This is a genomic window from Pseudomonas sp. GW821-FHT01A09 (genome assembly GCF_058986725.1).
Window position 1 is genome coordinate 16,869 of the sequence record NZ_JBYSWB010000023.1, and the last position, 24,794, is coordinate 41,662.

Consider the following 24,794-nt stretch of genomic DNA (forward strand, 5'->3'; position numbering starts at 1 on the left):
TCATGGATATTAAACGCACGATCCTGATCGTCGCCCTGGCAATCGTCGCCTACGTCATGGTTTTCAAGTGGAACCAGGACTACGGCCAGACGCCGCCGCCGAATCAGAATGCTGCCGCCACCCGTGCTTCGGAACTGCCTGACGTACCTGCCGGCCCTGCCGCAGCCGCCAGCGCCGATGTCCCTAACGCCGGAACCGACGGTTCTACCGCAGCACCTGCCATCGCGCCGGTCGCTACCAGCAGCAACCTGATCCGCGTCAAGACCGACGTTCTCGACCTGGCTATCGATCCAAAAGGCGGCGATGTCGTCCAGTTGACGCTGCCCAAATTCCCGCGTCGCCAGGACCATCCGGAAATCCCGTTCCAGCTGTTCGATGACGGTGGCGAACGTACCTATCTGGCGCAAAGCGGCCTGACCGGCGCCAATGGCCCGGACGTCCGCGCGGCCGGTCGCCCGTTGTATGCCACTGCGCAGCCGAGCTACCAGCTGGCTGACGGCCAGAACCAACTGGTCGTCGACCTGAAGTTCAGCGACAACGGCGTCAACTACATCAAGCGCTTCACCCTGGACCGCGGCGAGTACGACCTCAAGGTCACGTACCTGATCGACAACCAGAGTGCGCAAGCCTGGAACGGCAACCTGTTCGCCCAGCTCAAGCGCGACCACAGCGATGACCCTTCGGCCAGCACTGCCACCAGCACCGCCACCTATCTGGGTGCGGCCATGTGGACCAGCAACGAGCCGTACAAAAAAGTGTCGATGAAAGACATCGACAAGGGCAACCTGAAAGAAACCGTGCAAGGGGGCTGGGTCGCCTGGCTGCAGCACTATTTCGTGACGGCGTGGATCCCGGCGAAGGACGACAGCAACAACGTCACCACTCGCAAGGACAGCCAGGGTAACTACATCATCGGCTTCACCGGCCCGACCATCACCGTCGCGCCAGGTGCCAAGGCTGAGACCACCGCGACCCTGTACGCTGGCCCGAAAACCCAGGACCGCCTGAAAGCGCTGTCGCCAGGTCTGGAACTGACCGTCGACTACGGCATTCTGTGGTTCATCGCGCAACCGATCTTCTGGCTGCTCAAGCACATCCACGCGATCCTCGGTAACTGGGGCTTCTCGATCATCTGCTTGACCGTCCTGATCAAGCTGCTGTTTTTCCCGCTGTCCGCGGCGAGCTACAAATCGATGGCGCGCATGCGTGCCGTGGCACCGAAACTGGCTGCACTGAAAGAGCAGCACGGTGACGATCGCCAGAAGATGTCGCAGGCAATGATGGAGCTGTACAAGAAAGAGAAGATCAACCCACTGGGCGGCTGCTTGCCGATCGTGGTGCAGATGCCGGTCTTCCTGTCACTGTACTGGGTACTACTCGAAAGCGTCGAGATGCGTCAGGCCCCTTGGCTGCTGTGGATAACCGACCTGTCGATCAAGGATCCGTTCTTCATCCTGCCGATCATCATGGGCGCGACCATGTTCATCCAGCAGCGCTTGAACCCGACGCCGCCGGATCCGATGCAGGCCAAGGTAATGAAGTTGATGCCGATCGTGTTCACCTTCTTCTTCCTGTGGTTCCCTGCCGGTCTGGTCATGTACTGGGTGACCAACAACACGCTGTCGATCCTGCAGCAGTGGTACATTACCCGCAGCATTGAACGGGCCAACGCCGCTAAGGCCGCCGCCTGACAGATCAAGCTGTGATCTGTGGATAAAACGCCCCCGTCGTGGGGCGTTTTGCTATCTGTGTATATCTGTCGAGAGGCCAGAGCCATGAACATCCCCCGCGAAACCATCGCTGCCATTGCCACTGCCCAGGGCCGCGGTGGGGTCGGCATAGTGCGTATTTCCGGGCCTCTGGCCAGCAGCGCGGCGCAAGCCATCACTGCTCGCACCCTGACCCCCCGATACGCCCACTACGGTGCGTTTCGGGATGGCGAAGGCGAGGTGATCGACGAGGGTCTGGCGCTGTATTTCCCCGGGCCCAACTCGTTCACCGGTGAAGACGTGCTTGAACTGCAGGGCCATGGCGGCCCGGTGGTGCTCGATATGTTGCTGCAACGCTGTGTACAACTCGGCTGCCGGCTGGCACGGCCAGGGGAGTTCAGCGAGCGCGCCTTCCTCAACGACAAGCTCGACCTGGCTCAGGCCGAGGCCATCGCCGACCTGATCGAAGCGAGTTCGGCACAGGCGGCGCGCAATGCCCTGCGTTCGCTGCAGGGCGCATTTTCACTGCGGGTCAACGACCTCACGGAAAAACTCATCAGCCTGCGCATCTACGTAGAAGCAGCGATCGATTTTCCCGAGGAAGAAATCGACTTCCTCGCCGATGGCCACGTCCTGGCCCTGGTGGACAAAGTCCGCGCGGAGTTATCCACAGTGCTCAAAGAGGCCGGGCAGGGTGCCCTGCTGCGCGATGGCATGAGCGTGGTCATCGCCGGCCGCCCCAATGCCGGCAAGTCCAGCCTGCTCAACCTGCTGGCCGGGCGCGAAGCGGCGATCGTCACCGATATCGCCGGCACTACTCGGGATGTGCTGCGCGAACATATCCACATCGACGGCATGCCGCTGCACGTGGTCGACACCGCTGGTTTGCGCGACACCGAAGACCATGTGGAAAAGATTGGCGTCGAACGTGCACTCAAGGCGATCAGTGAGGCTGACCGCGTGCTACTGGTGGTCGATGCCACCGCGCCGGAAGCCGATGACCCCTTCGCGCTGTGGCCGGAATTCCTTGAACAGCGCCCGGACCCGGCCAAGGTCACGCTGATCCGCAACAAGGCCGACCTCAGCGCCGAGCCCATCAGCATGAGCACCAGCGCCGATGGCCACGTGACCATCAGCCTCAGCGCCAAGACCGAGGGCGCGGGCCTGGAGCTGCTGCGTGAGCACCTCAAGGCCTGCATGGGTTATGAACAGACGGCCGAAAGCAGCTTCAGTGCGCGGCGCCGCCATCTGGAGGCGCTGCGTCAGGCCTGTGGATATCTCGATCACGGCCGTGAGCAGCTGACACTGGCCGGCGCCGGTGAGCTGTTGGCTGAGGATTTGCGCCAGGCACAGCAGGCGCTGGGGGAAATCACCGGAGCCTTCAGCTCCGATGATCTGTTGGGGCGGATTTTCTCGAGCTTCTGTATCGGCAAGTAAGTTATCAACAGGGTGAACGGTTACCAGTTGTAGGAAACCGTCCCCAGCAGGGTGCGACTGTCTCCCCAATAGCAGCGGCCGGCGTCGTTGCAGCCTGACACGTAGTCCTTGTTGAAGAGGTTTTTCGCGTTGAGGTCGACGGACCAGTGCGGATCGATGCGGTAGCCGACGTTGGCGTCCACCAGCGTCACGTCCCCGGCATCGAGCTTGCCGTACAGGCTGGCGCCGGTGTACGAGAAGGTGCTGTCGAAGTAGCGCACCCCGGCGCCGACATGCAGGCCGTCGAGGTAGCCATCGAGGAAGCGGTATTTGGCCCAGACCGAGGCCTGATTGCGCGGCACGCCGGTCATCTGCTTGCCTTCGACGATCGAGCCAGCCTTGTCCTTGGTGATGCGCGCATCGGTGTAGCTGTAGGAGGCCACCAGATTGAGGTTGGCGGTGACGTCGCTGTTGACCTCGAGCTCCATGCCTTTGGAGCGGCTCTGGCCGACCTGGCGATAGGTGTTGGTGGTCGAGTCCAGATAGGTGTCGTCCTTCTTCAACAGGTCGTACACAGATGCGGTGATCGAGGTGTTCCAGCCGATCGGCTCGATCTTCATCCCCACTTCGTACTGACGGCTGGTGATCGGATTGAGCGGGGCGCCGGCGTTGGAGATCTGTTGCACGGGCACGAACGCCGTGGAGTAGCTGACATAAGGCGTGACACCGTTATCGAAGGCGTACATCAAACCGCCTTGGTAGGTGAACTTCTTGTCGCTGGAGCTGATGTTGCTGGCCGGGCTCACCTTGTCGCTGTAATCGCTGTCGACCCAATCCTGGCGCCCGCCGAGCAGCATGATCCAGTGGTCATACTTGCTGTGGAGCTGTGCATAAACGCCGTTCATGTCCTGCTCGAGCACGGTGTTCTGCACATGCACCGGGGTTGTGGGGGTGCGGGTGTACACAGGGTTGAAGACATTGATCACGCCGCCGAAACCGGCATCCCAGTCCTGGTTGAACGAGGTGCGGTCGTGGCTGACGCCCAGCAGCAAGGTGTTATCCACAGCGCCCAAGGCAAATTTGCCTTCCAGCTGGTTATCCACAGAGTAGACCAGGGACTGATTGTCCCGGTCGTAAGCGGTCATGGTCACATTGGTGCCATAACCGCCATTGTTCAGCGCGGTCGGCCAGGTTTCATGGCGATCGATGCGCGACTCCATGAACCGCGAATTCTGGCGGAACTGCCAGTCGTCGTTGAAGCTGTGGGCAAATTCGTAGCCGACGCTCCAGGTTTCGCGCTTGAAGTGATTCCAGTCCGGATCGCCGAGCATGGTGTGCTTGCTCAGCTTGCCATTGGGGTTGTTCAGCAGGGTGCCGGCGGCCGGCAGGCCCAGTTCGAGATTGGTGTGGTCCTTCTGGTAGTTGGCCAGCAGCGTCAGCGTGTTGTAGTCATCAAAGTTGAGGGTCATGGACGGCGCCACATACAAGCGATCGTCGGGCACGTGGTCGGTCTGGGTGTCGGATTCGCGGCCGAACATCACCATCCGCCCCAGCACGGTACCGCTGTCATTCAACGGCCCGGACACGTCGACGCCCAACTGCCGGCGGTTGTTGCTGCCGTAGCCGAGTTGCACCTCGCCCTGGGACTCGGCGGTCGGCCGCTTGCTGACCAGATTGACCAGCCCGCCCGGGGCGTTTTCGCCATAGAGAATGGACGACGGGCCACGGAAGATCTCCACCCGCTCCAGGCCATAGGGTTCGGTGGTGGTGTCGTAGCGGTTGCCCTGCACGCGCAGGCCGTCGCGCAGCAGCCCGTAGCCGTAATCGGTGGCGTTGAAGCCGCGGATGAAGAACAGGTCGCCGGCCAGGCTGTCGCCCGCCGCGAAGGGCGGCGCGAAAATACCGGGCACGTAGCCGAGCACTTCCGTGAGGCTCTGGGACTTCTGATCCTTCATGCGCTGTGCGGTAACCACCGAGACCGAGCGTGGGGTCTCGGACAGGGCAGTGCTGGTCTTGGTCGCGGCGCGGCTGCGGTCGGCCTTGTAGCCCACGTCAGGCTCGGCGTATTGCCCTTGGATGCCCGGCGTCGAGGAGTCGATGCGAGTGGGCGCGAGGTTGACGGCGTCACTGGCGGGCACGGCTTGCAGCACATAGCTGCCCGGCGCCTGGCTGGCAGCCTGTAATCCCGAGCCCTGCAGCAGCGTGGCGAACCCCTGTTCCACCGAATAACTGCCCTGCAAGCCGGCGGTGCGGCGATTGGCGGTTTGCCCGGGCGCGAACGAAAGGATCACGTTGGCCGAGGCGGCGAACTGGCTCAGCGCCTTGTCCAGCGGGCCGGCGGCGATGGTATAGCTTTGCGTGGCGCTGGCCGCATAGGCATTGGCGCTGAGCAGCGGCATCAGGCTGGCGCTGCTGATCAGCAAGCCATAGGCAACGCAGTGTCGGGATAGATGCCGGCGGGCAGACAAGGTCACTGGGGGAAAGCGCATGGTGATATTCGGCTCTGGAAGGTGACAGACGTTCGCGTTGATCCGCGGTTATCTGTAGGGCCGCGCCAGCTTCGAAAAAGGTAACCCCAGCTGTGGATATTTTCAGCGATGCCTGATGGTGACCCAGTAACGGCTGAAATAACTGACGCTGATGGGCAGCGTTGCCTGCAGATTGCTCAGCACCGCATCGCTGTCATTGACCTTGAAAGTCCCTGACACCCTGAGCCGCGCCGCCTGCGGTTCACAGTGCAGGCTGCCCGGCCGATAGCGCTCCAGCTCTGCGGCGACCTCACCCAGCGTGGCATCGAGCACGATCAACTGGCCATTGACCCAGGCCGCCTGTGCCGCCGAATAGGGCTGGTGCGCGGAAACATGCTGGCGATCGAACTCGGCACTTTCACCTGCCTTGAGGCGCTGATCGTCCGCTGGGGCATCCCGTGGCGACAGCCGTACCTGGTCTTCCAGCACGCCGACCCGGGTGGCTGTGGATAACTGCCGGACGGAAAAAACTGTCCCCAGGGCCTGCACCCGTCCCTCGCGGGTAGCCACGTACAACGGGCGTTGATCACCCCGTTTACCGGTGCTGACGAGAATTTCCCCTTGCCGCAGCCGGATCACACGCTGCTGCGCGTCATAGAGGATATCCACAGCCGTATCGGTATTGAGCTCGAGCCGGGTGCCATCGGCCAGCTCGATGGAACGGTGGGCGCCCACAGCGGTGCGATAGTCGGCCCACAGTGCCAAGGGGCTGATCCGATCCTGCAGGTTCCAGCCCAGATAGCCGGTGGCGCCGATCAGCGCCAGCAACTTGAGCACCTGGCGCCGCTGCTGCCCGGCCGACAAGGCGCGCCGGCTGGCCTCGCGGGGCAGGGCGCCGAGGTGACGCTGCATCTGCTCCATCTGCTCCCAGGCCAGACGGTGCGCCGGGTCACTGTCGAGCCAGCGTTGCCAGGCCTGACGTTGCCGGTCAGTCGGCGCCTCGCTTTGAAACTGGACGTACCAGGTGGCCGCCGCTTCGACGATCTTGCGCTGGGGCAGGCTGGCCATTCAGGCGGCCGCCATGATCAGGGTGCATTCGGTAAAGGCGCGGATCATGTGCTTTTTGACTGTGGTCAGGGACACATCGAGCTGCATGGCGATCTGTTGATAAGTCAGGCCGTCCAGTTGCGACAGCAGGAAGATCTGTCGGGTCCGAGCGCCGAGCTGGGTCAAGGCTTTATCCACAGCCACCAACGTGTCGAGGATGATCGCCTTGTCTTCTTCGCTGGGCGCCAGTTGTTCCGGGCGCGCGGCGAGGCTCTGCAGATAGGCTGACTCGATTGCCCGGCGGCGGTAGCGATCGATCACCAGCCCGCGAGCCACCGTGGCCAGATAATCCCGCGGCTCACGGATCTGATCAGCACTGCGCGAGCTGAGCATGCGCACGAATGTATCGTGGGCGACATCGGCGGCATCGCTGGCGCAGGACAAACGCCCCTTCAGCCACCCCTGCAACCAGTGATGGTGCTGCTGGTAGATACGCTGGACGGCGTCGGTATGAGGGACAGAGGGCATGGAGGCGAGACGCGCTAATGATAATGCCTATTATTAGCTTTTGTTTACACATCTCACAATACCCCCGTTCAGGCCGCCTGCAGATGGAAGCGGAACACCGTCCCCGGCTGCACCGCCTCGACCAGTCGCACTTCGCTGCCATGCAATTGCAGCATCCGCTGCACGATGATCAGGCCCAGGCCGCCGCTTTCTCCCGGTACCCGCTGCAGGGCCGACGCCCTTGTGAACAACCCTTTGCGCACTTGAGGCGAGAGGCCTTGGCCACTGTCGGCCACCTCGACCTGCACCATGGTCAACTGCGCTTGCATGCGCACCAGAATATGGGTGCCCGCCGGGTTATGACGGATGGCGTTGTCGAGCAGATTGGTCAGCACCCGCTCGATCATGCCCAGGTCAGCACGCACTGCCGGCAGTGTGGGGGGCATTTCTGCCGACAGCCGCTGTTGCCGCGCCTCCGCTGCCAGCTCGAACTTCTGCATCACGTCCTGCACCAGGTCCGGCAGGGCAAAAGGTTCGAGTTCAGGGTGCACCAACCCGGATTCCAGCCGCGCCAGCTCGAACAGTTCCTGAGCCAGACGCCCGACCTTGCTGCTTTGGCCCAGGGCTATATCCAGATAATGACGACGCTCTTCGGGGCTGAGTGTCCCGTCCTTGAGGCGTAGTGTCTCCAGGTAACCGTGCAGGGAGGTGAGGGGCGTGCGCAAGTCGTGGGAGATATTGGCGACCATGTCGCGGCGCTGTTGGTCCTGTGTGGACAACTCTCGCCACTGGGCAGTAATGCGTTGGCCCATCTGTGCGAAGGCCGCGCGCAGAGTCGCGATCTCGTCCCTGTGGACAGCTTCAGGGCCGTCGTTGCCGAGCGCCGCTGCGGCTTGACCATGAGGATCGAAGTTACCCACAGCCTGAGTCAGATCCCGCAACGGCCGGGTAATGAGGCGGAATGCGATCAGTCCCATGATCAGGCTGAACAGCGCCATGATCGCCATGGCCCACAGCGTCGCCCGTAGCACGGAGTCTGTGGATAAAGCCGCCACCAGCGCGTCGCGGGCCTCACCCTGCAGGACCACGTACACGTAGCCGCCCTCGCGCCCGTTCACGGTGACGGGCGCGGCGCTGAACACCTTCTGCGCCTGTGGATTACGAGGATCGTCTCCCAGAATCGGCAACGGTGCGCCGTTCAGGTATTGCCCGATCGGCGCCAGGTTGACGCGTTGCAACTGCACCTTGCCCGGGGGCGCCGCGTTGCCGACGATGCGCCCGTCCTTGGCCAGCAGGTACACCTCGACCGCGGGGTTGACCGCCATCAGCTTGTCGAACAGGCCGCGCACGGCGTCGGGCCGCCAGCCATCCGCATCCATCAACTGCGCGGTTTCGGCGATATGCGCGGCCAGGCCTGTGGACAACTTTTGCACTACCACTTGTTCATGACGGTTGCTGGCGTTGATCTGCAGCCACACCGACACCCCGCTGCAGGCAATCAGCAGTACGGCGAAGACCAGGGAGAGGCGCTGGGTAAGACTTTTCACGACGTACCCTCTGTGCCAACACCCACCGAGGGGTTGGCGCTGAATTTATAGCCGCGGCCCCAGACCGTCAGAATCCGCTGTGGATTGGCCGGGTCCGCTTCGATCTTGGTACGCAGGCGGTTGATGTGGGTGTTGACGGTGTGCTCGTAGCCATCGTGTTGATAACCCCAGACTTCATTGAGCAGGTCCATGCGCGAAAAGACCTTGTCCGGATGACGGGCGAAGAAGTACAGCAGGTCGAATTCACGCGGCGTCAGCCCCAGCGGCTTGCCATGCAGGAAGGATTCGCGGGCGAGGGGGTCGATGGCCACGCCGTGGCTTTCCAGCAGCCCGGACTCCAGCCGCGCATTGCGCGCCAGCGCATCGGTACGGCGCAACAGCGCGCGCACACGTGCCACCAGCTCCAGCATGGAAAACGGCTTGGCTAGGTAATCGTCGGCGCCCAGTTCCAGACCGAGGATGCGGTGCACCTCGCTGGAACGGGCGCTGATGATGATGATCGGCGTGTAGCGCGCCATGCCGCGGGCGCGCTTGCAGATCTCCAGGCCGTCGACCCCGGGGAGCATCCGGTCCAGCACCAAGGCGTCCCAGCTTTGCAGCTCGAGCAGGCGCATGCCCTGGTCGCCGTCGCTGGCATGCTCCACCTCGTAGCCTTCGTCCTTGAGGTGCAGGCGCAGCAGGTCGGCGATGTGTGCATCGTCTTCTACGATCAGTACCCGCTTGGTCCGGTCCATTCGCCTGATTCCCGTCGCTTTGAAAGGGCCCATTGTGGCCAAGAACGGCCTGGGGAGTTGTCACATTTAATTTAACTTTGCGTGAGGACTTGGCGAACGCCGCACCGCGACTATGGCTGCACACCACCTGGCGCCATCGAACCCTGTAGCGAGGGGGCTTGCCCCCGAAAATACGCAGCAATCCGGAGCAAGCTCCCTCGCTACACTGAATTATCCACAGTCCCCGGAGCACACGACATGATTCTGGCCCGAACCTGGCGAGCTTTGCACAAACCCTTGCATTGGGGCGCCTTCGCCACCGCCCTGCTGGGCGCCTCCTTTGCCCATGCCGAGCAGGCGGTGATCATCCCTGCACCGGTGCAGGACGAGACCCCTGGCAAAACTGTCCACAGCGAGACCGCGGTATTCGCGGGCGGCTGCTTCTGGGGCGTGCAGGGCGTGTTCCAACACGTCAACGGCGTGACCCAGGCGGTGTCCGGCTATGCCGGCGGCCAGGCGCAGACCGCTCACTATGAAGAGGTCGGCAGCGGCGAGACCGGCCATGCCGAGTCGGTGCAGGTGACCTACGACCCCACCCAGATCACCTACGGCCAATTGCTGCAGATCTACTTCTCGGTGATCCACGATCCCACCGAGCTGAATCGTCAAGGTCCGGACAGCGGCACCCAGTATCGCTCGACGGTTTTCGTTGGCGACGCCGACCAGCGGCAGATCGCCCAGGCCTATATCACCCAGCTCAATGGCACCAAGGCCTGGTCCAAACCACTGGCAACGACGGTCGAAGACCTCAAGGGCTTCTACCCAGCCGAGGGTTATCACCAGGATTACCTGACTCAGCACCCTTACAGCCCTTACATCATGATCAACGATCAACCCAAGGTGGCGGCGCTCGAGGCCACGTTCAAGGACCGTTATCGCGACAAGCCGGTGCTGGTAAATCCCTGATACGCGTCGCCCCCGAACATCTTTTCGGGGGCAAGCCCCCTCGCTACGCCCTCCAAATTGCCAAATCTGTGGATTAAGCCCTGTGGAAAACCGCGTCTAAGCTCTGGTGATAACCGGGCTTCCTGGCTGTGGATGTCTACCACTGTGCATAAGCACCCATTTAATCCACAGGTTTAAGCCGCTTATCCCAAAGGCTCCTTGGCACATGACCACAACCTTTTGAATCGCTGTACATCAAGTGGTTAAAGGTCTACGTGAATCTATCCACAGAAAAAAGCCTGTGTATAAATAAACATAAAAACAAAGCTTTAATAAATTTCTTTCTTTTTAATTTCTATTGCTCTCGATTATCCACAGCTGGTTATTTTTTGTGCAGACGGGTTCCTTAGACCGGGACCAGGCCCTATACTTGTCGGCTATCCCAATTACCCACAGAAACAGGCACGAGGTGCGTGGTGGATTTCCCTTCCCGTTTTGAAGTGATCGTCATCGGCGGCGGTCATGCCGGTACCGAGGCCGCACTTGCGTCAGCGCGCATGGGCGCCAAAACCCTGCTGCTGACCCATAACGTGGAAACGCTCGGGCAGATGAGCTGCAATCCCGCGATCGGTGGCATTGGTAAAAGCCACCTGGTCAAGGAGATCGATGCCCTCGGCGGTGCCATGGCGCTGGCCACCGACAAGGGCGGCATCCAGTTCCGCGTATTGAACGGACGCAAAGGCCCGGCCGTGCGCGCCACTCGGGCCCAGGCCGATCGCATCCTGTACAAGGCCGCGATCCGCGAAATCCTCGAGAACCAGCCCAACCTGTGGATATTCCAGCAAGCCTGCGACGATCTGATCGTCGAACAGGATGAAGTCAAAGGCGTAGTGACCCAGATGGGCCTGCACTTCCTGGCCGATTCCGTGGTATTGACCGTCGGCACCTTCCTCGGCGGTCTGATCCACATTGGTTTGCAGAATCATTCCGGTGGCCGTGCCGGCGATCCGCCTTCGATCGCTCTGGCCCATCGCCTGCGTGAATTGCCGTTGCGGGTAGGGCGCCTGAAGACCGGCACCCCGCCGCGCATCGATGGCAAATCGGTGGATTTCTCGGTGATGACCGAACAACCCGGCGATACGCCGATTCCGGTGATGTCGTTCATGGGCTCCAAGGAGCAGCATCCGCGCCAGGTCAGTTGCTGGATCACCCATACCAACGCCCGCACCCACGAAATCATCGCGGCCAACCTCGATCGCTCGCCGATGTACTCGGCCGCTGGCGAAATCGAAGGCATCGGCCCGCGTTATTGCCCGTCGATCGAAGACAAGATTCACCGTTTCGCCGACAAGGAAAGCCATCAGGTGTTCATCGAGCCGGAAGGCCTGACCACCCATGAGCTGTATCCCAACGGCATTTCGACGTCCTTGCCGTTCGATGTGCAGTTGCAGATCGTGCGTTCGATCCGCGGCATGGAGAACGCCCATATCGTGCGGCCCGGCTACGCCATCGAATACGACTACTTCGATCCACGGGACCTGAAATACAGTCTCGAGACCAAAGTGATCGCGGGCTTGTTCTTCGCCGGGCAGATCAACGGCACCACCGGTTACGAAGAGGCCGGCGCGCAAGGTCTGCTCGCCGGTACCAACGCCGCATTGCGCGCACAGGGCCGCGAAAGCTGGTGCCCGCGTCGTGACGAGGCGTACATCGGCGTGCTGGTCGACGACCTGATCACCCTGGGCACCCAGGAACCGTACCGGATGTTCACTTCCCGGGCCGAATACCGGCTGATCCTGCGCGAAGACAACGCCGACCTGCGCCTGACCGAAAAAGGTCGCGAGCTCGGCCTGGTCGATGACGCGCGCTGGGCGGCGTTCTGCACCAAGCGCGAAGCCATTGCCCAGGAAGAACAACGGTTGAAAAACACCTGGGTACGCCCAGGCACCGAGCTGGGCGACTCGATCGCCGAGCGTTTCGGCACGCCGTTGACCCACGAATACAACCTGCTCAATCTGCTCAGCCGTCCGGAAATCGACTACCTCGGCCTCGTGGATATCACCGGCAATGGCGCAATCGATCCACAGGTCGCCGAACAGGTCGAGATCAAGACCAAGTACGCCGGCTACATCGACCGCCAACAGGACGAGATCGCTCGTCTGCGCGCCAGCGAGAACACCCGTCTGCCTGTGGATATCGATTACACGACGATTTCCGGGCTGTCCAAGGAGATCCAGGGCAAGCTCGGCAACACGCGTCCCGAGACGCTTGGCCAGGCCTCGCGCATTCCCGGCGTCACCCCGGCGGCCATTTCGTTGCTGCTGATTCATCTGAAAAAACGCGGCGCCGGTCGTGCGTTGGAGCAAAGCGCTTGAGTTCTCTGGTTACCGAGCAACACGCAGAAGAGTTATCCACAGGTGCCCGCGCGCTGGGCATCGAGCTGAGCGAGCAGCAGCACGCGCAACTGCTGGGCTACCTGGCCCTGTTGATAAAATGGAACAAGGCCTACAACCTGACGGCCGTGCGTAATCCGGACGAAATGGTTTCGCGCCACCTGCTCGACAGCCTGAGCATTCTCCCGCACATCGGCGACAGCCCTAGCTGGCTGGACGTCGGTAGCGGCGGCGGCATGCCGGGCATACCGCTGGCCATCATGTTTCCCGAGAAACAGGTGACCACGCTCGACAGCAACGGCAAGAAAACCCGCTTCCAGACCCAGGTCAAACTCGAGCTCAAGCTCGACAACCTCCAAGTTGTCCACAGCCGCGCCGAAAACTTCCAGCCGGCGCAGCCGTTCGCGGGTATCGTCTCCCGCGCTTTCAGCAGCCTGGAAGACTTCGCCAACTGGACGCGCCACCTCGGCGACGGGCAAACGCGCTGGTTGGCAATGAAAGGGCTGCATCCTGCCGACGAACTGGTAGCATTGCCGGCAGACTTCCACCTCGATAGCGAAAACGCCTTGGCCGTACCCGGTTGCCAAGGCCAACGCCATCTGCTGATACTGCGCCGCACGGCATGATTGGGAACACAAGCAAGAATGGCTAAGGTATTAGCAATCGCGAACCAGAAAGGCGGTGTGGGCAAGACCACCACCTGCATCAACCTCGCCGCATCGCTGGTCGCGACCAAGCGTCGTGTGCTGTTGATCGACCTCGATCCACAGGGCAACGCCACCATGGGCAGCGGTGTGGATAAACACACCCTGGAAAACTCCGTGTACGACCTGCTGATCGGCGAATGCGATCTGCAGGAAGCCATGCAATTCTCCGAGCACGGCGGTTATCAACTGCTGCCGGCCAACCGCGACCTGACTGCGGCCGAAGTCGTCCTGCTGGAAATGCAGATGAAAGAGAGCCGGCTGCGCACGGCCCTGGCACCGGTGCGGGAAAACTACGATTACATCCTCATCGACTGCCCGCCCTCGCTGTCGATGCTGACCCTCAATGCGCTGGTGGCCGCCGATGGCGTGATCATCCCCATGCAGTGCGAGTACTTTGCCCTCGAAGGGCTCAGCGATCTTGTGGATAACATCAAGCGCATCGCTGAACTGCTCAACCCCGAGCTGAAAATCGAAGGCCTGCTGCGGACCATGTACGATCCGCGGCTGAGTCTGATCAACGATGTGTCCGCGCAACTCAAGGCGCACTTCGGCGAACAACTTTACGACACGGTCATTCCGCGCAACATTCGCCTGGCCGAGGCCCCGAGTTTCGGGATGCCCGCATTGGCCTATGACAAACAATCCCGGGGTGCGCTGGCCTATCTGGCCCTCGCCGGCGAGATGGTCCGCCGTCAACGCCGCCCGTCACGCCCCGTTGCGGCACTTTAAGGAATCCACATGGCCGTCAAGAAACGAGGTCTGGGACGCGGACTGGATGCGCTGCTGAGTGGCCCGACCGTCAGCTCGCTTGAAGAACAAGCGGTGCAGATCGACCAGAAAGAGCTGCAGCACCTGCCCCTGGACCTGATCCAGCGCGGCAAGTACCAGCCGCGCCGCGACATGGATCCGCAGGCGCTCGAAGAACTCGCCCACTCGATCAAGAGCCAGGGCGTGATGCAGCCCATCGTGGTACGGCCGATCGGCGGCGATCGTTTCGAGATCATCGCCGGTGAGCGCCGCTGGCGCGCCAGCCAGCAGGCCGGGATGGAAACCATCCCTGCCATGGTTCGCGATGTGCCGGATGAAACCGCCATCGCCATGGCGCTGATCGAGAACATCCAGCGCGAAGACCTCAACCCGGTCGAAGAAGCCAACGCCCTGGCCCGTCTGCAGCAGGAATTCAATCTGACGCAGCAGCAGGTCGCCGACGTGGTGGGCAAATCCCGGGTGACCGTGGCCAACCTGATGCGCCTGATTGCCTTGCCGGAAGTCATCAAGACCATGCTGGCCCATGGCGACCTGGAAATGGGTCACGCTCGCGCTTTGCTCGGTCTGCCGGAAGAACAGCAGGTCGAAGGGGCGCGACACGTTGTCGCACGAGGTCTCACGGTTCGCCAGACCGAGGCCTTGGTGCGGCAGTGGTTGAGTGGTAAACCGCAGCCTGTGGAAGCGGCCAAACCTGACCCGGACATCAGCCGTCTTGAGCAGAAACTGGCCGAACGCCTAGGCTCTGCGGTGCAAATACGCCACGGACAGAAGGGTAAGGGCCAGCTGGTGATCAGATACAACTCGCTCGATGAGCTTCAGGGAGTGCTCGCGCACATCCGTTGAAACAATTGAGTTTGTAGCGTCCAGTCGGAAATCACTACCCGGCAGTTGAATAGGGGCTTAACCGCCCCTATACTCTGCGCGCATTTTGTCGGCACAATTTATGCCAAGTCATTGATTTACGGCACGCCGACCCAACAGGAGCCAACACGATGGAAACCCGCACGCTAAACAGGCTGCCGTTCCATCGCTGGGCAGTTTTTCCGGTCCTGATGGCGCAATTTGTAGTGTTTTTGCTTGCGGCATTGGGGTTGTGGCAGTGGCACGGAGCAGTCAGTGGGTACTCGGGCCTTTGCGGAGGCTTGATCATCTGGCTGCCAAATCTGTACTTCGCCTACAAGGCTTTCCGGTTTACCGGGGCCAGGGCAGCTCAAGCCATCGTTCGGTCATTCTATGCCGGCGAGGCGGGCAAACTTATTTTGACGGCAGTGCTGTTCGCACTGACGTTTGCGGGGGTGAAACCCTTGGCACCGCTGGCGGTATTCGGCGTTGTCATGCTGACACAGGGGGTCAGCTGGTTTTCACCCTTGCTGATGAGAACAAGACTTTCGAGACCTTAGGGCGTTTGAGGCAACCATGGCAGCAGAAACCGCTTCGGGCTATATCCAGCACCACTTGCAGAACCTGACCTTCGGGCAGTTACCAGAAGGCGGATGGGGCTTTGCCCACTCCGCTGCAGAAGCCAAGCAAATGGGCTTCTGGGCATTCCACCTCGATACCTTGGGGTGGTCGTTCGCGCTGGGCCTGATTTTCATCCTGATTTTCCGCGCGGCGGCGAAAAAGGCCACTTCCGGTCAACCGGGCGCTCTGCAGAACTTCGTCGAAGTGCTGGTCGAGTTCGTCGATGGCAGCGTCAAAGACAGCTTCCACGGCCGCAACGCCGTGATCGCACCGCTGGCGCTGACCATTTTCGTCTGGGTCTTCATGATGAACGCCATCGACCTGGTACCGGTCGACTGGATTCCTCAGCTGGCCGCGGCGATTTCCGGTGACCACGAGATTCCGTTCCGCGCCGTGTCGACGACCGACCCGAACGCCACGCTGGCCATGGCCTTCTGCGTGTTCGCGCTGATCATCTACTACAGCATCAAGATCAAGGGCCTGGGCGGCTTCATTGGCGAGCTCACCCTGCACCCGTTCGGCAGCAAGAACATTTTCGTTCAGATCCTGCTGATCCCGGTGAACTTCCTGCTGGAATTCGTCACCCTGATCGCCAAGCCAATCTCTCTGGCTTTGCGGTTGTTCGGCAACATGTACGCAGGCGAGCTGGTATTCATCCTGATCGCAGTCATGTTCGGCAGCGGCCTGCTGTGGCTGAGCGGCTTGGGCGTGGTGCTGCAATGGGCGTGGGCGGTGTTCCACATCCTGATCATCACCTTGCAGGCGTTCATCTTCATGATGCTGACCATCGTCTATCTGTCGATGGCACACGAAGATAACCATTGAGTGTCGCCTCGGCGCTACTCGATGTAACGATTTAGCTTTACCGATTCAATCTAAAAAAACCTAGCAAATACGACGTAAAAGTCGGGAGGAAAGATGGAAACTGTAGTTGGTCTAACCGCTATCGCTGTTGCTCTGCTGATCGGCCTGGGTGCTCTGGGTACTGCTATCGGCTTTGGTCTGCTGGGCGGCAAGTTCCTGGAAGGCGCAGCGCGTCAGCCAGAAATGGTCCCAATGCTGCAAGTTAAAATGTTCATCGTCGCCGGTCTGCTCGACGCCGTGACCATGATCGGCGTTGGTATCGCACTGTTCTTCACCTTCGCAAACCCCTTCGTTGCTCAAATCGCCGGCTAATCGCTCGATCTTTGAGCGAAAGTGGTGTGATGGACAACGAATGAGCGAGGTGTTGGCGTGAACATTAATGCAACCCTGATTGGCCAGTCCGTTGCGTTCTTCATCTTTGTGCTGTTCTGCATGAAGTTCGTGTGGCCTCCGGTCATCGCGGCTTTGCACGAACGTCAGAAGAAGATCGCGGATGGACTGGACGCTGCCAGCCGAGCGGCTCGCGACCTGGAGTTGGCCCAAGAGAAAGCGGGTCAACAACTGCGCGACGCGAAAGCTCAAGCAGCTGAAATCATTGAGCAGGCCAAGAAACGCGGTAACCAGATCGTTGAAGAGGCCGTTGAAAAGGCCCGTATCGACGCTGACCGTGTGAAGGTCCAGGCTCAGGCCGAGATCGAGCAGGAACTGAATGGCCTCAAAGACGCGCTGCGTGCCCAAGTGGGCTTGCTGGCAGTCGGCGGTGCCGAGAAGATCCTGGGTGCCACAATCGATCAAAACGCGCACGCGGAGCTGGTTAACAAACTGGCTACTGAAATTTAAGCGAGGGCGATCATGGCAGAACTGACCACGTTGGCCCGACCTTACGCTAAGGCGGCCTTCGAGCACGCTCAGGCCCACCAGCAACTGGCCAATTGGTCAGCCATGCTCGGCCTGGCTGCAGCGGTGTCACAAGATGACACCATGCGGCGCGTGCTCAAGGCCCCGCGACTGACGAGCGCAGACAAGGCCGCCACGTTTATTGACGTGTGCGGCGACAAGTTCGATGCCCAGGCACAGAATTTCATCCACATCGTTGCCGAAAACGACCGTCTCCTGCTGTTGCCGGAGATTGCCGCTCTGTTCGACCTGTACAAGGCCGAGCAAGAGAAAACGGTCGATGTGGAAGTCACCAGTGCCTTCGCGTTGAACCAAGAACAGCAAGACAAACTCGCCAAGGTTCTTAGTGCACGACTCAACCGGGAAGTGCGCCTGCAAGTTGCGGAGGACGCTGCCCTGATTGGTGGTGTCGTCATCCGTGCCGGCGACCTGGTTATCGATGGCTCGATTCGCGGCAAAATCGCGAAACTTGCCGAAGCATTGAAATCTTGAGTTTGAAGGGGCAGCAGAGCAATGCAGCAACTCAATCCTTCCGAAATAAGTGAAATCATCAAGGGCCGCATCGAAAAGCTCGATGTGACCTCCCAAGCCCGTAACGAAGGCACTGTCGTCAGCGTGTCTGACGGTATCGTACGGATTCACGGTCTGGCCGACGTCATGTACGGCGAAATGATCGAGTTCCCGGACGGCGTCTTCGGTATGGCCCTCAACCTGGAGCAGGACTCCGTCGGTGCCGTCGTACTCGGTGCCTACCAGTCCCTGGCCGAAGGCATGAGCGCCAAGTGCACTGGCCGCGTCCTGCAGGTTCCGGTTGGCAAGGAACTGCTGGGTCGCGTCGTCGACGCACTGGGTAACCCTGTCGATGGCAAAGGTCCGCTGAACAACACCGAGACCGATGCGGTCGAGAAAGTTGCTCCAGGCGTGATCTGGCGTCAGTCGGTAGACCAGCCTGTACAGACTGGCTACAAGGCTGTCGATGCCATGATCCCTGTCGGCCGTGGCCAGCGCGAGCTGATCATCGGTGACCGCCAGATCGGCAAGACTGCCATGGCGATCGACGCGATCATCAACCAGAAAAACAGCGGTATCTTCTGCGTCTACGTGGCCGTCGGCCAGAAGCAGTCGACCATCGCCAACGTGGTTCGCAAGCTGGAAGAAAACGGCGCACTGGCTAACACCATCGTCGTTGCCGCGAGCGCTTCGGAATCTGCAGCACTGCAGTTCCTGGCTCCGTACTCCGGTTGCACCATGGGTGAATACTTCCGCGACCGCGGTGAAGATGCGCTGATCGTCTATGACGATCTGTCCAAGCAAGCAGTGGCTTACCGCCAGATTTCCCTGCTGCTGCGCCGTCCGCCAGGCCGTGAAGCTTACCCAGGCGACGTGTTCTATCTCCACTCCCGTCTGCTGGAGCGCGCATCGCGCGTATCGGCTGACTACGTCGAGAAGTTCACCAACGGCGCAGTGACCGGCAAAACCGGCTCGCTGACCGCACTGCCGATCATCGAAACCCAGGCTGGCGACGTTTCCGCGTTCGTTCCGACCAACGTGATTTCCATCACCGACGGTCAGATCTTCCTGGAATCGGCCATGTTCAACTCGGGCATCCGCCCAGCAGTGAACGCCGGTGTTTCGGTATCCCGTGTGGGTGGTGCCGCTCAGACCAAGATCATCAAGAAGCTCTCCGGTGGTATCCGTACCGCTCTGGCTCAGTACCGTGAACTGGCGGCATTCGCCCAGTTCGCTTCTGACCTGGACGAAGCGACCCGCAAGCAACTTGAGCATGGTCAGCGCGTTACCGAGCTGATGAAGCAGAAGCAATACGCACCAATGTCGATCGCTGACATGGCGCTGTCGCTGTATGCCGCTGAGCGTGGGTTCCTGACCGACATCGAAATCACCAAGATCGGCAGCTTCGAACAAGCGCTGATTGCTTTCTTCAACCGCGATCACGCCGAATTGATGGCCAAGATCAACGTGAAGGGTGACTTCAATGACGAAATCGATTCGGGCCTCAAGGCCGGTATCGAGAAGTTCAAGGCCACCCAAACCTGGTAAGCCGCAGCGGGAGCCGCAAGGCTCCCGCTTGCTAACCTGATAGGTGTTACATGGCAGGCGCAAAAGAGATTCGCAGTAAGATTGCGAGCATCAAAAGCACGCAAAAGATTACCAGCGCCATGGAGAAAGTGGCGGTCAGCAAAATGCGCAAGGCACAAATGCGCATGGCAGCCAGCCGTCCTTACGCGGAGCGTATCCGCCAGGTGATTGGGCATCTCGCCAACGCCAACCCGGAATACCGCCACTCGTTCATGATCGATCGCGAAGTAAAGCGCGTCGGTTATGTGGTAGTGAGCAGTGATCGTGGTCTGTGCGGCGGCTTGAATACCAACCTGTTCAAGGCCTTGGTCAAGGACATGGCGGTAAACCGCGAAAATGGCGTAGAGATCGACCTGTGCGTGGTCGGCAGCAAGGGTGCGGCGTTTTTCCGCAACTTCGGCGGCAACGTCGTCGCTGCTATCAGCCACCTGGGTGAAGAGCCGTCGATCAATGACCTGATCGGCAGCGTCAAGGTCATGCTGGATGCTTACCTGGAAGGCCGTATCGATCGCCTGTCCGTGGTATCCAACAAGTTCGTCAACACCATGACGCAAAAACCGACGGTGGAGCAGTTGATCCCGTTGGAGGCAACCCCGGATCAGGATCTCAAGCACCACTGGGATTACCTCTACGAACCCGACGCCAAAGAGCTGCTTGACGGCCTGATGGTGCGTTACGTGGAATCGCAGGTGTACCAGGCGGTGGTCGAGAACAACGCAGCTGAACAAGCCGCGCGGATGATCGCAATGAAGAATGCAACCGATAACGCCGGAGACCTGATCAAGGATCTTCAGTTGGTTTACAACAAGGCGCGTCAGGCTGCGATCACCCAAGAGATCTCGGAAATCGTTGGCGGCGCTGCCGCGGTTTAACGGTTCAAATATTCAGAGGATCCAGCTATGAGTAGCGGACGTATCGTTCAAATCATCGGCGCCGTTATCGACGTGGAATTCCCACGTGACAGCGTACCGAGCATCTACAACGCGCTGTTGGTACAAAGCGCTGCCGGCACGACCCTCGAAGTTCAGCAACAGCTGGGCGACGGCGTGGTTCGTACCATCGCCATGGGTTCCACCGAAGGCCTGAAACGTGGCCTGGAAGTGACCGATTCGGGCGCTGCCATTTCCGTACCTGTCGGTAAAGCGACCCTGGGCCGGATCATGGACGTGCTCGGCAACCCGATCGACGAAGCTGGCCCGATCGCCACCGAAGAGCGCTGGGGTATCCACCGCGCCGCTCCTACTTTCGCGGAACAGGCAGGCGGCAACGACCTGCTGGAAACCGGCATCAAGGTTATCGACCTGGTCTGCCCGTTCGCCAAAGGCGGTAAAGTAGGTCTGTTCGGTGGTGCCGGTGTCGGCAAGACCGTAAACATGATGGAACTCATCCGTAACATCGCGATGGAACACAGCGGTTATTCCGTGTTCGCCGGTGTGGGTGAGCGTACTCGTGAAGGTAACGACTTCTATCACGAGATGAAGGACTCCAACGTTCTGGACAAAGTGGCACTGGTCTATGGTCAGATGAACGAGCCGCCGGGCAACCGTCTGCGCGTCGCACTGACCGGCCTGACCATGGCCGAGAAGTTCCGTGACGAAGGTAACGACGTTCTGCTGTTCGTCGACAACATCTACCGTTACACCCTGGCCGGTACCGAAGTATCCGCACTGCTGGGCCGTATGCCTTCGGCAGTAGGCTACCAGCCGACGCTGGCTGAAGAGATGGGCGTGCTGCAAGAGCGCATCACTTCGACCAAGAACGGTTCGATCACCTCGGTACAAGCTGTATACGTACCGGCGGATGACTTGACCGACCCGTCGCCAGCCACCACCTTCGCCCACTTGGACGCCACCGTCGTACTGTCCCGTGACATCGCCTCCCTGGGTATCTACCCAGCGGTCGATCCACTGGACTCGACTTCGCGCCAGCTGGACCCGAACGTGATCGGCCAGGAGCACTACGACACCGCTCGCGGCGTTCAATTCGTGCTGCAGCGCTACAAAGAGCTGAAAGACATCATCGCGATCCTGGGTATGGACGAGCTGTCGGAAACCGACAAGCAACTCGTATCCCGCGCTCGTAAGATTCAGCGCTTCCTGTCGCAGCCGTTCTTCGTGGCTGAGGTCTTCACTGGCGCTTCGGGTAAATACGTTTCCCTGAAAGACACCATTGCTGGCTTCTCCGGCATCCTCAAGGGTGACTACGACCACTTGCCAGAACAAGCGTTCTACATGGTCGGCGGCATCGAAGAAGCGATCGAGAAAGCCAAGAAACTGTAATTTCGGCGCCCGGCAACGGGCGCTCTTCAGGTTGAGGCAAGCAGATGGCTATGACAGTCCATTGCGACATCGTCAGCGCGGAAGGAGAGATTTTTTCCGGTCAGGTGGAGATGGTGATTGCGCACGGTGCTTTGGGTGATCTGGGTATCACTCTGGGCCACGCGCCGCTGATCACCAGCTTGAAGCCAGGCCCTATCCGCCTGATCAAGCAGGACGGCGCAGAAGAAGAGGTGTTCTACATCTCGGGTGGTTTCCTCGAAGTGCAGCCGAACATGGTCAAGGTTCTTGCCGACACCGTGCAACGCGCTGCAGATCTGGACGAAGCCGCTTCGCAGCTCGCTGTTCAAGAAGCGCAAAAAGCGCTTAATGAGCAAGGTGCTGATTTCGACTACGGCGCTGCTGCTGCACGTCTGGCCGAGGCGACAGCTCAGCTGCGCACCGTCCAGCAGATTCGCAAGAAGTACGGCCAATAAGGCTGCGCTTTGCGCGATTGAGTAAAAGGGTAGCCTCGGCTACCCTTTTTCTTTTTCCGCCCCTTCATTCATCGGTCACGTCCGCTGGCCGCTCAGGATTGGTAGCTCGTCAATGTCCCTTGATATCGTCATTCTCGCCGCAGGCCAAGGCACGCGGATGCGCTCGGCTTTGCCGAAGGTCTTGCACCTCGTTGCTGGCAACTCGATGCTCGGCCATGTTATCCACAGCGCTCGGCAGCTCGATCCACAGGGCATTCATGTGGTGATCGGTCATGGTGCCGAGTTGGTCCGTGAGCGCCTGGCGGCCGATGACCTGAGCTTCGTGTTGCAGGACCAGCAACTGGGCACTGGCCATGCCGTGGCCCAGGCGCTGCCGAACCTGACCGCCGACACCGTGCTGATCCTCTACGGTGATGTGCCGCTGATCGAAGTGGCGACCTTGCAGCGCCTGCTGACCAAGGTCACGCCCGATCAACTGGGCCTGTTGACGGTCAACCTGCCCGACCCCACCGGCTATGGCCGCATCGTCCGCGATACCGAGGGGCGCGTGCAGGCGATCGTCGAGCACAAGGACGCCACCGAGGCGCAACGGGCGATCCGCGAGGGCAACACCGGGATTCTCGCCGTCCCTGCCGCGCGCCTGGCCCAGTGGCTGGGCAGCCTGTCGAACCACAACGCCCAAAGTGAGTACTACCTGACCGACGTGATCGCCATGGCCGTGGCCGATGGCCTGGTGGTCGCCACCGAGACCGCTCAAGACCCGATGGAAGTGCAGGGCGCCAACGATCGCAAGCAACTCGCCGAGTTGGAGCGCCACTATCAATGGCGTGAAGCCCGGCGCCTGATGGCGGCGGGTGTGACGCTGCGCGATCCGGCACGCTTCGATGTGCGCGGTGAAGTCATCGTGGGTCGTGATGTGCTGATCGACGTCAACGTGGTGCTCGAAGGCCGCGTGATCATCGAGGACGACGTGGTGATCGGCGCCAACTGCACCATCAAGGACAGTACCTTGCGCAAAGGCGCGGTGGTCAAGGCCAACAGCCATCTGGATGGCGCGGTGATGGGCGAGGGCAGCGATGCCGGCCCGTTCGCGCGCTTGCGTCCGGGCACTGTACTGGGCGTGCGGGCCCATGTGGGTAACTTCGTCGAGCTCAAGAATGCCGTGCTGGGAGAGGGTGCCAAGGCGGGCCACCTCAGCTACCTGGGCGACGCTGACATTGGCGCGCGCACCAATATCGGCGCCGGCACCATCACCTGCAACTATGACGGTGTGAACAAGTGGCGCACCACCATGGGCGAGGATGTATTCATCGGTTCGAACAACTCGCTGGTTGCGCCTGTGGATATCTCCTCCGGCGCCACGACGGCAGCCGGTTCGACCATCACCCAGAATGTGCCGCAGGACCAGTTGGCAGTGGGCCGTGCCCGTCAGCGCAATATCGAAGGCTGGGCGCGGCCAGTGAAGGTTCGCAAGCCCTGAAGATATCCACAGAGCTGAATGTTGCCCGGGCCGGCCCCTTCGCGAGCAAGCTTTGCTCCTACAGTGAAAAACGATCCTGAATCGTACTCTTGTAGGAGCAAGGCTTGCCCGCGAAGACGTCATTCAGAACGCTCGAAATCCATAATAGTTATCCACAATCGCTAATTTCCATCCACCCCTTGACCCATCCGCCGATTTAAGTTTTGATTGCGCCACTTATCTTTCGAATCGAAACTTAAAGCAATCATGTCGAAACGAAATACCCCCCAACGCCGCCACAACATCCTCGCCTTGCTCACAGAGCAGGGCGAGGTCAGTGTGGATAACTTGGCCAAACGTTTCGAAACCTCGGAAGTCACCATCCGCAAGGACCTCGCCGCACTGGAAAGTAATGGCCTGCTGTTGCGTCGCTACGGCGGCGCGGTCACCATGCCCCAGGAACTGATCAGCGAAGCCGCCCAGCCGGTGTCTGTGTATAAGTTGGCGATCGCCCGCGCGGCCGTGCAGCGGATCAAGGAACACGCGCGCATCATCATCGACAGCGGCAGCACTACCGCTGCGATGATCCCGCAACTCGGGCTGCAGCCGGGCCTGGTAGTGATGACCAACTCGCTCAACGTCGCCAGCGCCCTCAGCGAACTGGAACATGAGCCCGTGCTGTTGATGACCGGCGGCACCTGGGACCCACATTCGGAATCCTTTCAAGGCCAGGTCGCGGAGCAGGTGCTGCGCTCCTATGATTTCGACCAGCTGTTCATCGGCGCCGATGGCATCGACCTGCTGCGCGGCACCACCACTTTCAATGAACTGCTGGGGCTGAGCCGGGTCATGGCCGAAGTGGCGCGCGAAGTGATCGTCATGGTCGAGTCCGACAAGGTCGGGCGCAAGATCCCCAATCTCGAACTGCCTTGGGGCAGTGTACATACCCTCATTACCGATGATCGCCTGCCCCGTGAGGCACGCGACCAGATTCAGGCCCGCGGCATCAACCTCATCATCGCCGCCGTCAATCAGGAGTTATAA

At 60.6% G+C, this 24,794-nt stretch carries 23 protein-coding genes; 18 read left to right on the plus strand and 5 right to left on the minus strand.

The features are described 5' to 3' along the window. Positions 1 to 2 precede the first annotated feature (2 nt). Together yidC and mnmE are read left to right on the plus strand one after the other, a co-directional pair. Complete coding sequence (gene yidC / locus AC3WJP_RS21985; protein ID WP_493723138.1) at positions 3 to 1,691, plus strand: membrane protein insertase YidC; 1,689 nt, start codon at positions 3 to 5, stop codon at positions 1,689 to 1,691. Positions 1,692 to 1,775: 84 nt separating this feature from the next. After that, positions 1,776 to 3,146 (plus strand): tRNA uridine-5-carboxymethylaminomethyl(34) synthesis GTPase MnmE, encoded by a 1,371-nt coding sequence (mnmE, locus tag AC3WJP_RS21990; protein ID WP_493723137.1) that lies wholly within the window; start codon positions 1,776 to 1,778, stop codon positions 3,144 to 3,146. Positions 3,147 to 3,166: 20 nt separating this feature from the next. Here the strand turns inward: mnmE and AC3WJP_RS21995 are convergent, their stop codons facing one another. From AC3WJP_RS21995 to AC3WJP_RS22015, 5 genes are all read right to left on the minus strand, one after another. After that, positions 3,167 to 5,614 (minus strand): TonB-dependent siderophore receptor, encoded by a 2,448-nt coding sequence (locus AC3WJP_RS21995; protein WP_493723136.1) that lies wholly within the window; start codon positions 5,612 to 5,614, stop codon positions 3,167 to 3,169. A gap of 102 nt (positions 5,615 to 5,716) precedes the next feature. Continuing rightward, the gene (locus AC3WJP_RS22000; protein WP_493723135.1) at positions 5,717 to 6,661 is read right to left on the minus strand and encodes a FecR domain-containing protein; all 945 of its coding nucleotides are present in this window, start codon (positions 6,659 to 6,661) and stop codon (positions 5,717 to 5,719) included. Further along, a complete protein-coding gene (locus AC3WJP_RS22005) occupies positions 6,662 to 7,168 on the minus strand; it encodes a sigma-70 family RNA polymerase sigma factor (RefSeq protein ID WP_493723134.1) in 507 nt (168 codons plus the stop codon). Between the two features lie 68 nt (positions 7,169 to 7,236). Continuing rightward, positions 7,237 to 8,694, minus strand: a complete 1,458-nt coding sequence (locus AC3WJP_RS22010; RefSeq protein ID WP_493723133.1) for a sensor histidine kinase — start codon at positions 8,692 to 8,694, stop codon at positions 7,237 to 7,239. Next, a complete protein-coding gene (locus AC3WJP_RS22015) occupies positions 8,691 to 9,428 on the minus strand; it encodes a response regulator transcription factor (protein WP_493723132.1) in 738 nt (245 codons plus the stop codon). The genes AC3WJP_RS22010 and AC3WJP_RS22015 overlap by 4 nt, the downstream gene beginning before the upstream one ends. A gap of 237 nt (positions 9,429 to 9,665) precedes the next feature. Here AC3WJP_RS22015 and msrA point away from each other — a divergent pair, with 237 nt between their 5' ends. The 16 genes from msrA to AC3WJP_RS22095 all read left to right on the plus strand — a co-directional run bounded on the left by msrA (position 9,666) and on the right by AC3WJP_RS22095 (position 24,794). After that, positions 9,666 to 10,373 carry a peptide-methionine (S)-S-oxide reductase MsrA gene (msrA, locus tag AC3WJP_RS22020; protein WP_493723131.1) on the plus strand — a complete coding sequence of 236 codons (708 nt, stop codon included), beginning with the start codon at positions 9,666 to 9,668 and terminating at the stop codon, positions 10,371 to 10,373. 455 nt (positions 10,374 to 10,828) lie between these two features. After that, entirely contained in the window at positions 10,829 to 12,727 is a 1,899-nt protein-coding gene (gene mnmG, locus AC3WJP_RS22025) for a tRNA uridine-5-carboxymethylaminomethyl(34) synthesis enzyme MnmG (RefSeq protein WP_493723130.1), read from the plus strand. After that, a complete protein-coding gene (gene rsmG, locus AC3WJP_RS22030; RefSeq protein WP_493723129.1) occupies positions 12,724 to 13,371 on the plus strand; it encodes a 16S rRNA (guanine(527)-N(7))-methyltransferase RsmG in 648 nt (215 codons plus the stop codon). The genes mnmG and rsmG overlap by 4 nt, the downstream gene beginning before the upstream one ends. Positions 13,372 to 13,389: 18 nt before the next feature. Continuing rightward, positions 13,390 to 14,181 carry a ParA family protein gene (locus AC3WJP_RS22035; RefSeq protein WP_226503834.1) on the plus strand — a complete coding sequence of 264 codons (792 nt, stop codon included), beginning with the start codon at positions 13,390 to 13,392 and terminating at the stop codon, positions 14,179 to 14,181. 9 nt (positions 14,182 to 14,190) lie between these two features. Beyond that, entirely contained in the window at positions 14,191 to 15,063 is an 873-nt protein-coding gene (locus tag AC3WJP_RS22040; RefSeq protein ID WP_493723128.1) for a ParB/RepB/Spo0J family partition protein, read from the plus strand. Between the two features lie 149 nt (positions 15,064 to 15,212). Further along, positions 15,213 to 15,620 carry a F0F1 ATP synthase subunit I gene (locus AC3WJP_RS22045; protein ID WP_493723127.1) on the plus strand — a complete coding sequence of 136 codons (408 nt, stop codon included), beginning with the start codon at positions 15,213 to 15,215 and terminating at the stop codon, positions 15,618 to 15,620. Between the two features lie 16 nt (positions 15,621 to 15,636). Beyond that, complete coding sequence (gene atpB / locus AC3WJP_RS22050) at positions 15,637 to 16,506, plus strand: F0F1 ATP synthase subunit A (RefSeq protein ID WP_493723126.1); 870 nt, start codon at positions 15,637 to 15,639, stop codon at positions 16,504 to 16,506. Positions 16,507 to 16,599: 93 nt separating this feature from the next. Next, entirely contained in the window at positions 16,600 to 16,857 is a 258-nt protein-coding gene (gene atpE / locus AC3WJP_RS22055; protein WP_194788647.1) for a F0F1 ATP synthase subunit C, read from the plus strand. Between the two features lie 57 nt (positions 16,858 to 16,914). Next, positions 16,915 to 17,385, plus strand: coding sequence for a F0F1 ATP synthase subunit B (locus AC3WJP_RS22060; RefSeq protein ID WP_493723125.1), 471 nt, complete (start codon positions 16,915 to 16,917; stop codon positions 17,383 to 17,385). A 12-nt stretch (positions 17,386 to 17,397) separates the two neighbouring features. Next, positions 17,398 to 17,934 (plus strand): F0F1 ATP synthase subunit delta, encoded by a 537-nt coding sequence (locus AC3WJP_RS22065; protein WP_493723124.1) that lies wholly within the window; start codon positions 17,398 to 17,400, stop codon positions 17,932 to 17,934. Positions 17,935 to 17,955: 21 nt separating this feature from the next. Further along, the gene (atpA, locus tag AC3WJP_RS22070) at positions 17,956 to 19,500 is read left to right on the plus strand and encodes a F0F1 ATP synthase subunit alpha (RefSeq protein WP_493723123.1); all 1,545 of its coding nucleotides are present in this window, start codon (positions 17,956 to 17,958) and stop codon (positions 19,498 to 19,500) included. A gap of 50 nt (positions 19,501 to 19,550) precedes the next feature. Further along, the gene (gene atpG / locus AC3WJP_RS22075) at positions 19,551 to 20,411 is read left to right on the plus strand and encodes a F0F1 ATP synthase subunit gamma (RefSeq protein ID WP_493723122.1); all 861 of its coding nucleotides are present in this window, start codon (positions 19,551 to 19,553) and stop codon (positions 20,409 to 20,411) included. Positions 20,412 to 20,438: 27 nt separating this feature from the next. Further along, the gene (gene atpD, locus AC3WJP_RS22080; RefSeq protein ID WP_493723121.1) at positions 20,439 to 21,818 is read left to right on the plus strand and encodes a F0F1 ATP synthase subunit beta; all 1,380 of its coding nucleotides are present in this window, start codon (positions 20,439 to 20,441) and stop codon (positions 21,816 to 21,818) included. Positions 21,819 to 21,862: 44 nt separating this feature from the next. Further along, positions 21,863 to 22,291 carry a F0F1 ATP synthase subunit epsilon gene (locus AC3WJP_RS22085; protein ID WP_493723120.1) on the plus strand — a complete coding sequence of 143 codons (429 nt, stop codon included), beginning with the start codon at positions 21,863 to 21,865 and terminating at the stop codon, positions 22,289 to 22,291. 112 nt (positions 22,292 to 22,403) lie between these two features. Beyond that, positions 22,404 to 23,771 carry a bifunctional UDP-N-acetylglucosamine diphosphorylase/glucosamine-1-phosphate N-acetyltransferase GlmU gene (gene glmU / locus AC3WJP_RS22090; RefSeq protein WP_493723119.1) on the plus strand — a complete coding sequence of 456 codons (1,368 nt, stop codon included), beginning with the start codon at positions 22,404 to 22,406 and terminating at the stop codon, positions 23,769 to 23,771. Positions 23,772 to 24,014: 243 nt separating this feature from the next. Continuing rightward, complete coding sequence (locus tag AC3WJP_RS22095; protein WP_493723154.1) at positions 24,015 to 24,794, plus strand: DeoR/GlpR family DNA-binding transcription regulator; 780 nt, start codon at positions 24,015 to 24,017, stop codon at positions 24,792 to 24,794.

Bases quoted from the DNA above. Each gene is read 5' to 3' on its own strand.
- yidC (WP_493723138.1), top strand. From the start codon at position 3: ATGGATATTAAACGCACGATCCTGATCGTCGCCCTGGCAATCGTCGCC.
- mnmE (WP_493723137.1), top strand. From the start codon at position 1,776: ATGAACATCCCCCGCGAAACCATCGCTGCCATTGCCACTGCCCAGGGC.
- AC3WJP_RS21995 (WP_493723136.1), bottom strand. From the start codon at position 5,614: ATGCGCTTTCCCCCAGTGACCTTGTCTGCCCGCCGGCATCTATCCCGA.
- AC3WJP_RS22000 (WP_493723135.1), bottom strand. From the start codon at position 6,661: ATGGCCAGCCTGCCCCAGCGCAAGATCGTCGAAGCGGCGGCCACCTGG.
- AC3WJP_RS22005 (WP_493723134.1), bottom strand. From the start codon at position 7,168: ATGCCCTCTGTCCCTCATACCGACGCCGTCCAGCGTATCTACCAGCAG.
- AC3WJP_RS22015 (WP_493723132.1), bottom strand. From the start codon at position 9,428: ATGGACCGGACCAAGCGGGTACTGATCGTAGAAGACGATGCACACATC.
- msrA (WP_493723131.1), top strand. From the start codon at position 9,666: ATGATTCTGGCCCGAACCTGGCGAGCTTTGCACAAACCCTTGCATTGG.
- AC3WJP_RS22035 (WP_226503834.1), top strand. From the start codon at position 13,390: ATGGCTAAGGTATTAGCAATCGCGAACCAGAAAGGCGGTGTGGGCAAG.
- AC3WJP_RS22040 (WP_493723128.1), top strand. From the start codon at position 14,191: ATGGCCGTCAAGAAACGAGGTCTGGGACGCGGACTGGATGCGCTGCTG.
- AC3WJP_RS22045 (WP_493723127.1), top strand. From the start codon at position 15,213: ATGGAAACCCGCACGCTAAACAGGCTGCCGTTCCATCGCTGGGCAGTT.
- atpB (WP_493723126.1), top strand. From the start codon at position 15,637: ATGGCAGCAGAAACCGCTTCGGGCTATATCCAGCACCACTTGCAGAAC.
- atpE (WP_194788647.1), top strand. From the start codon at position 16,600: ATGGAAACTGTAGTTGGTCTAACCGCTATCGCTGTTGCTCTGCTGATC.
- AC3WJP_RS22065 (WP_493723124.1), top strand. From the start codon at position 17,398: ATGGCAGAACTGACCACGTTGGCCCGACCTTACGCTAAGGCGGCCTTC.
- atpA (WP_493723123.1), top strand. From the start codon at position 17,956: ATGCAGCAACTCAATCCTTCCGAAATAAGTGAAATCATCAAGGGCCGC.
- atpG (WP_493723122.1), top strand. From the start codon at position 19,551: ATGGCAGGCGCAAAAGAGATTCGCAGTAAGATTGCGAGCATCAAAAGC.
- atpD (WP_493723121.1), top strand. From the start codon at position 20,439: ATGAGTAGCGGACGTATCGTTCAAATCATCGGCGCCGTTATCGACGTG.
- AC3WJP_RS22085 (WP_493723120.1), top strand. From the start codon at position 21,863: ATGGCTATGACAGTCCATTGCGACATCGTCAGCGCGGAAGGAGAGATT.
- glmU (WP_493723119.1), top strand. From the start codon at position 22,404: ATGTCCCTTGATATCGTCATTCTCGCCGCAGGCCAAGGCACGCGGATG.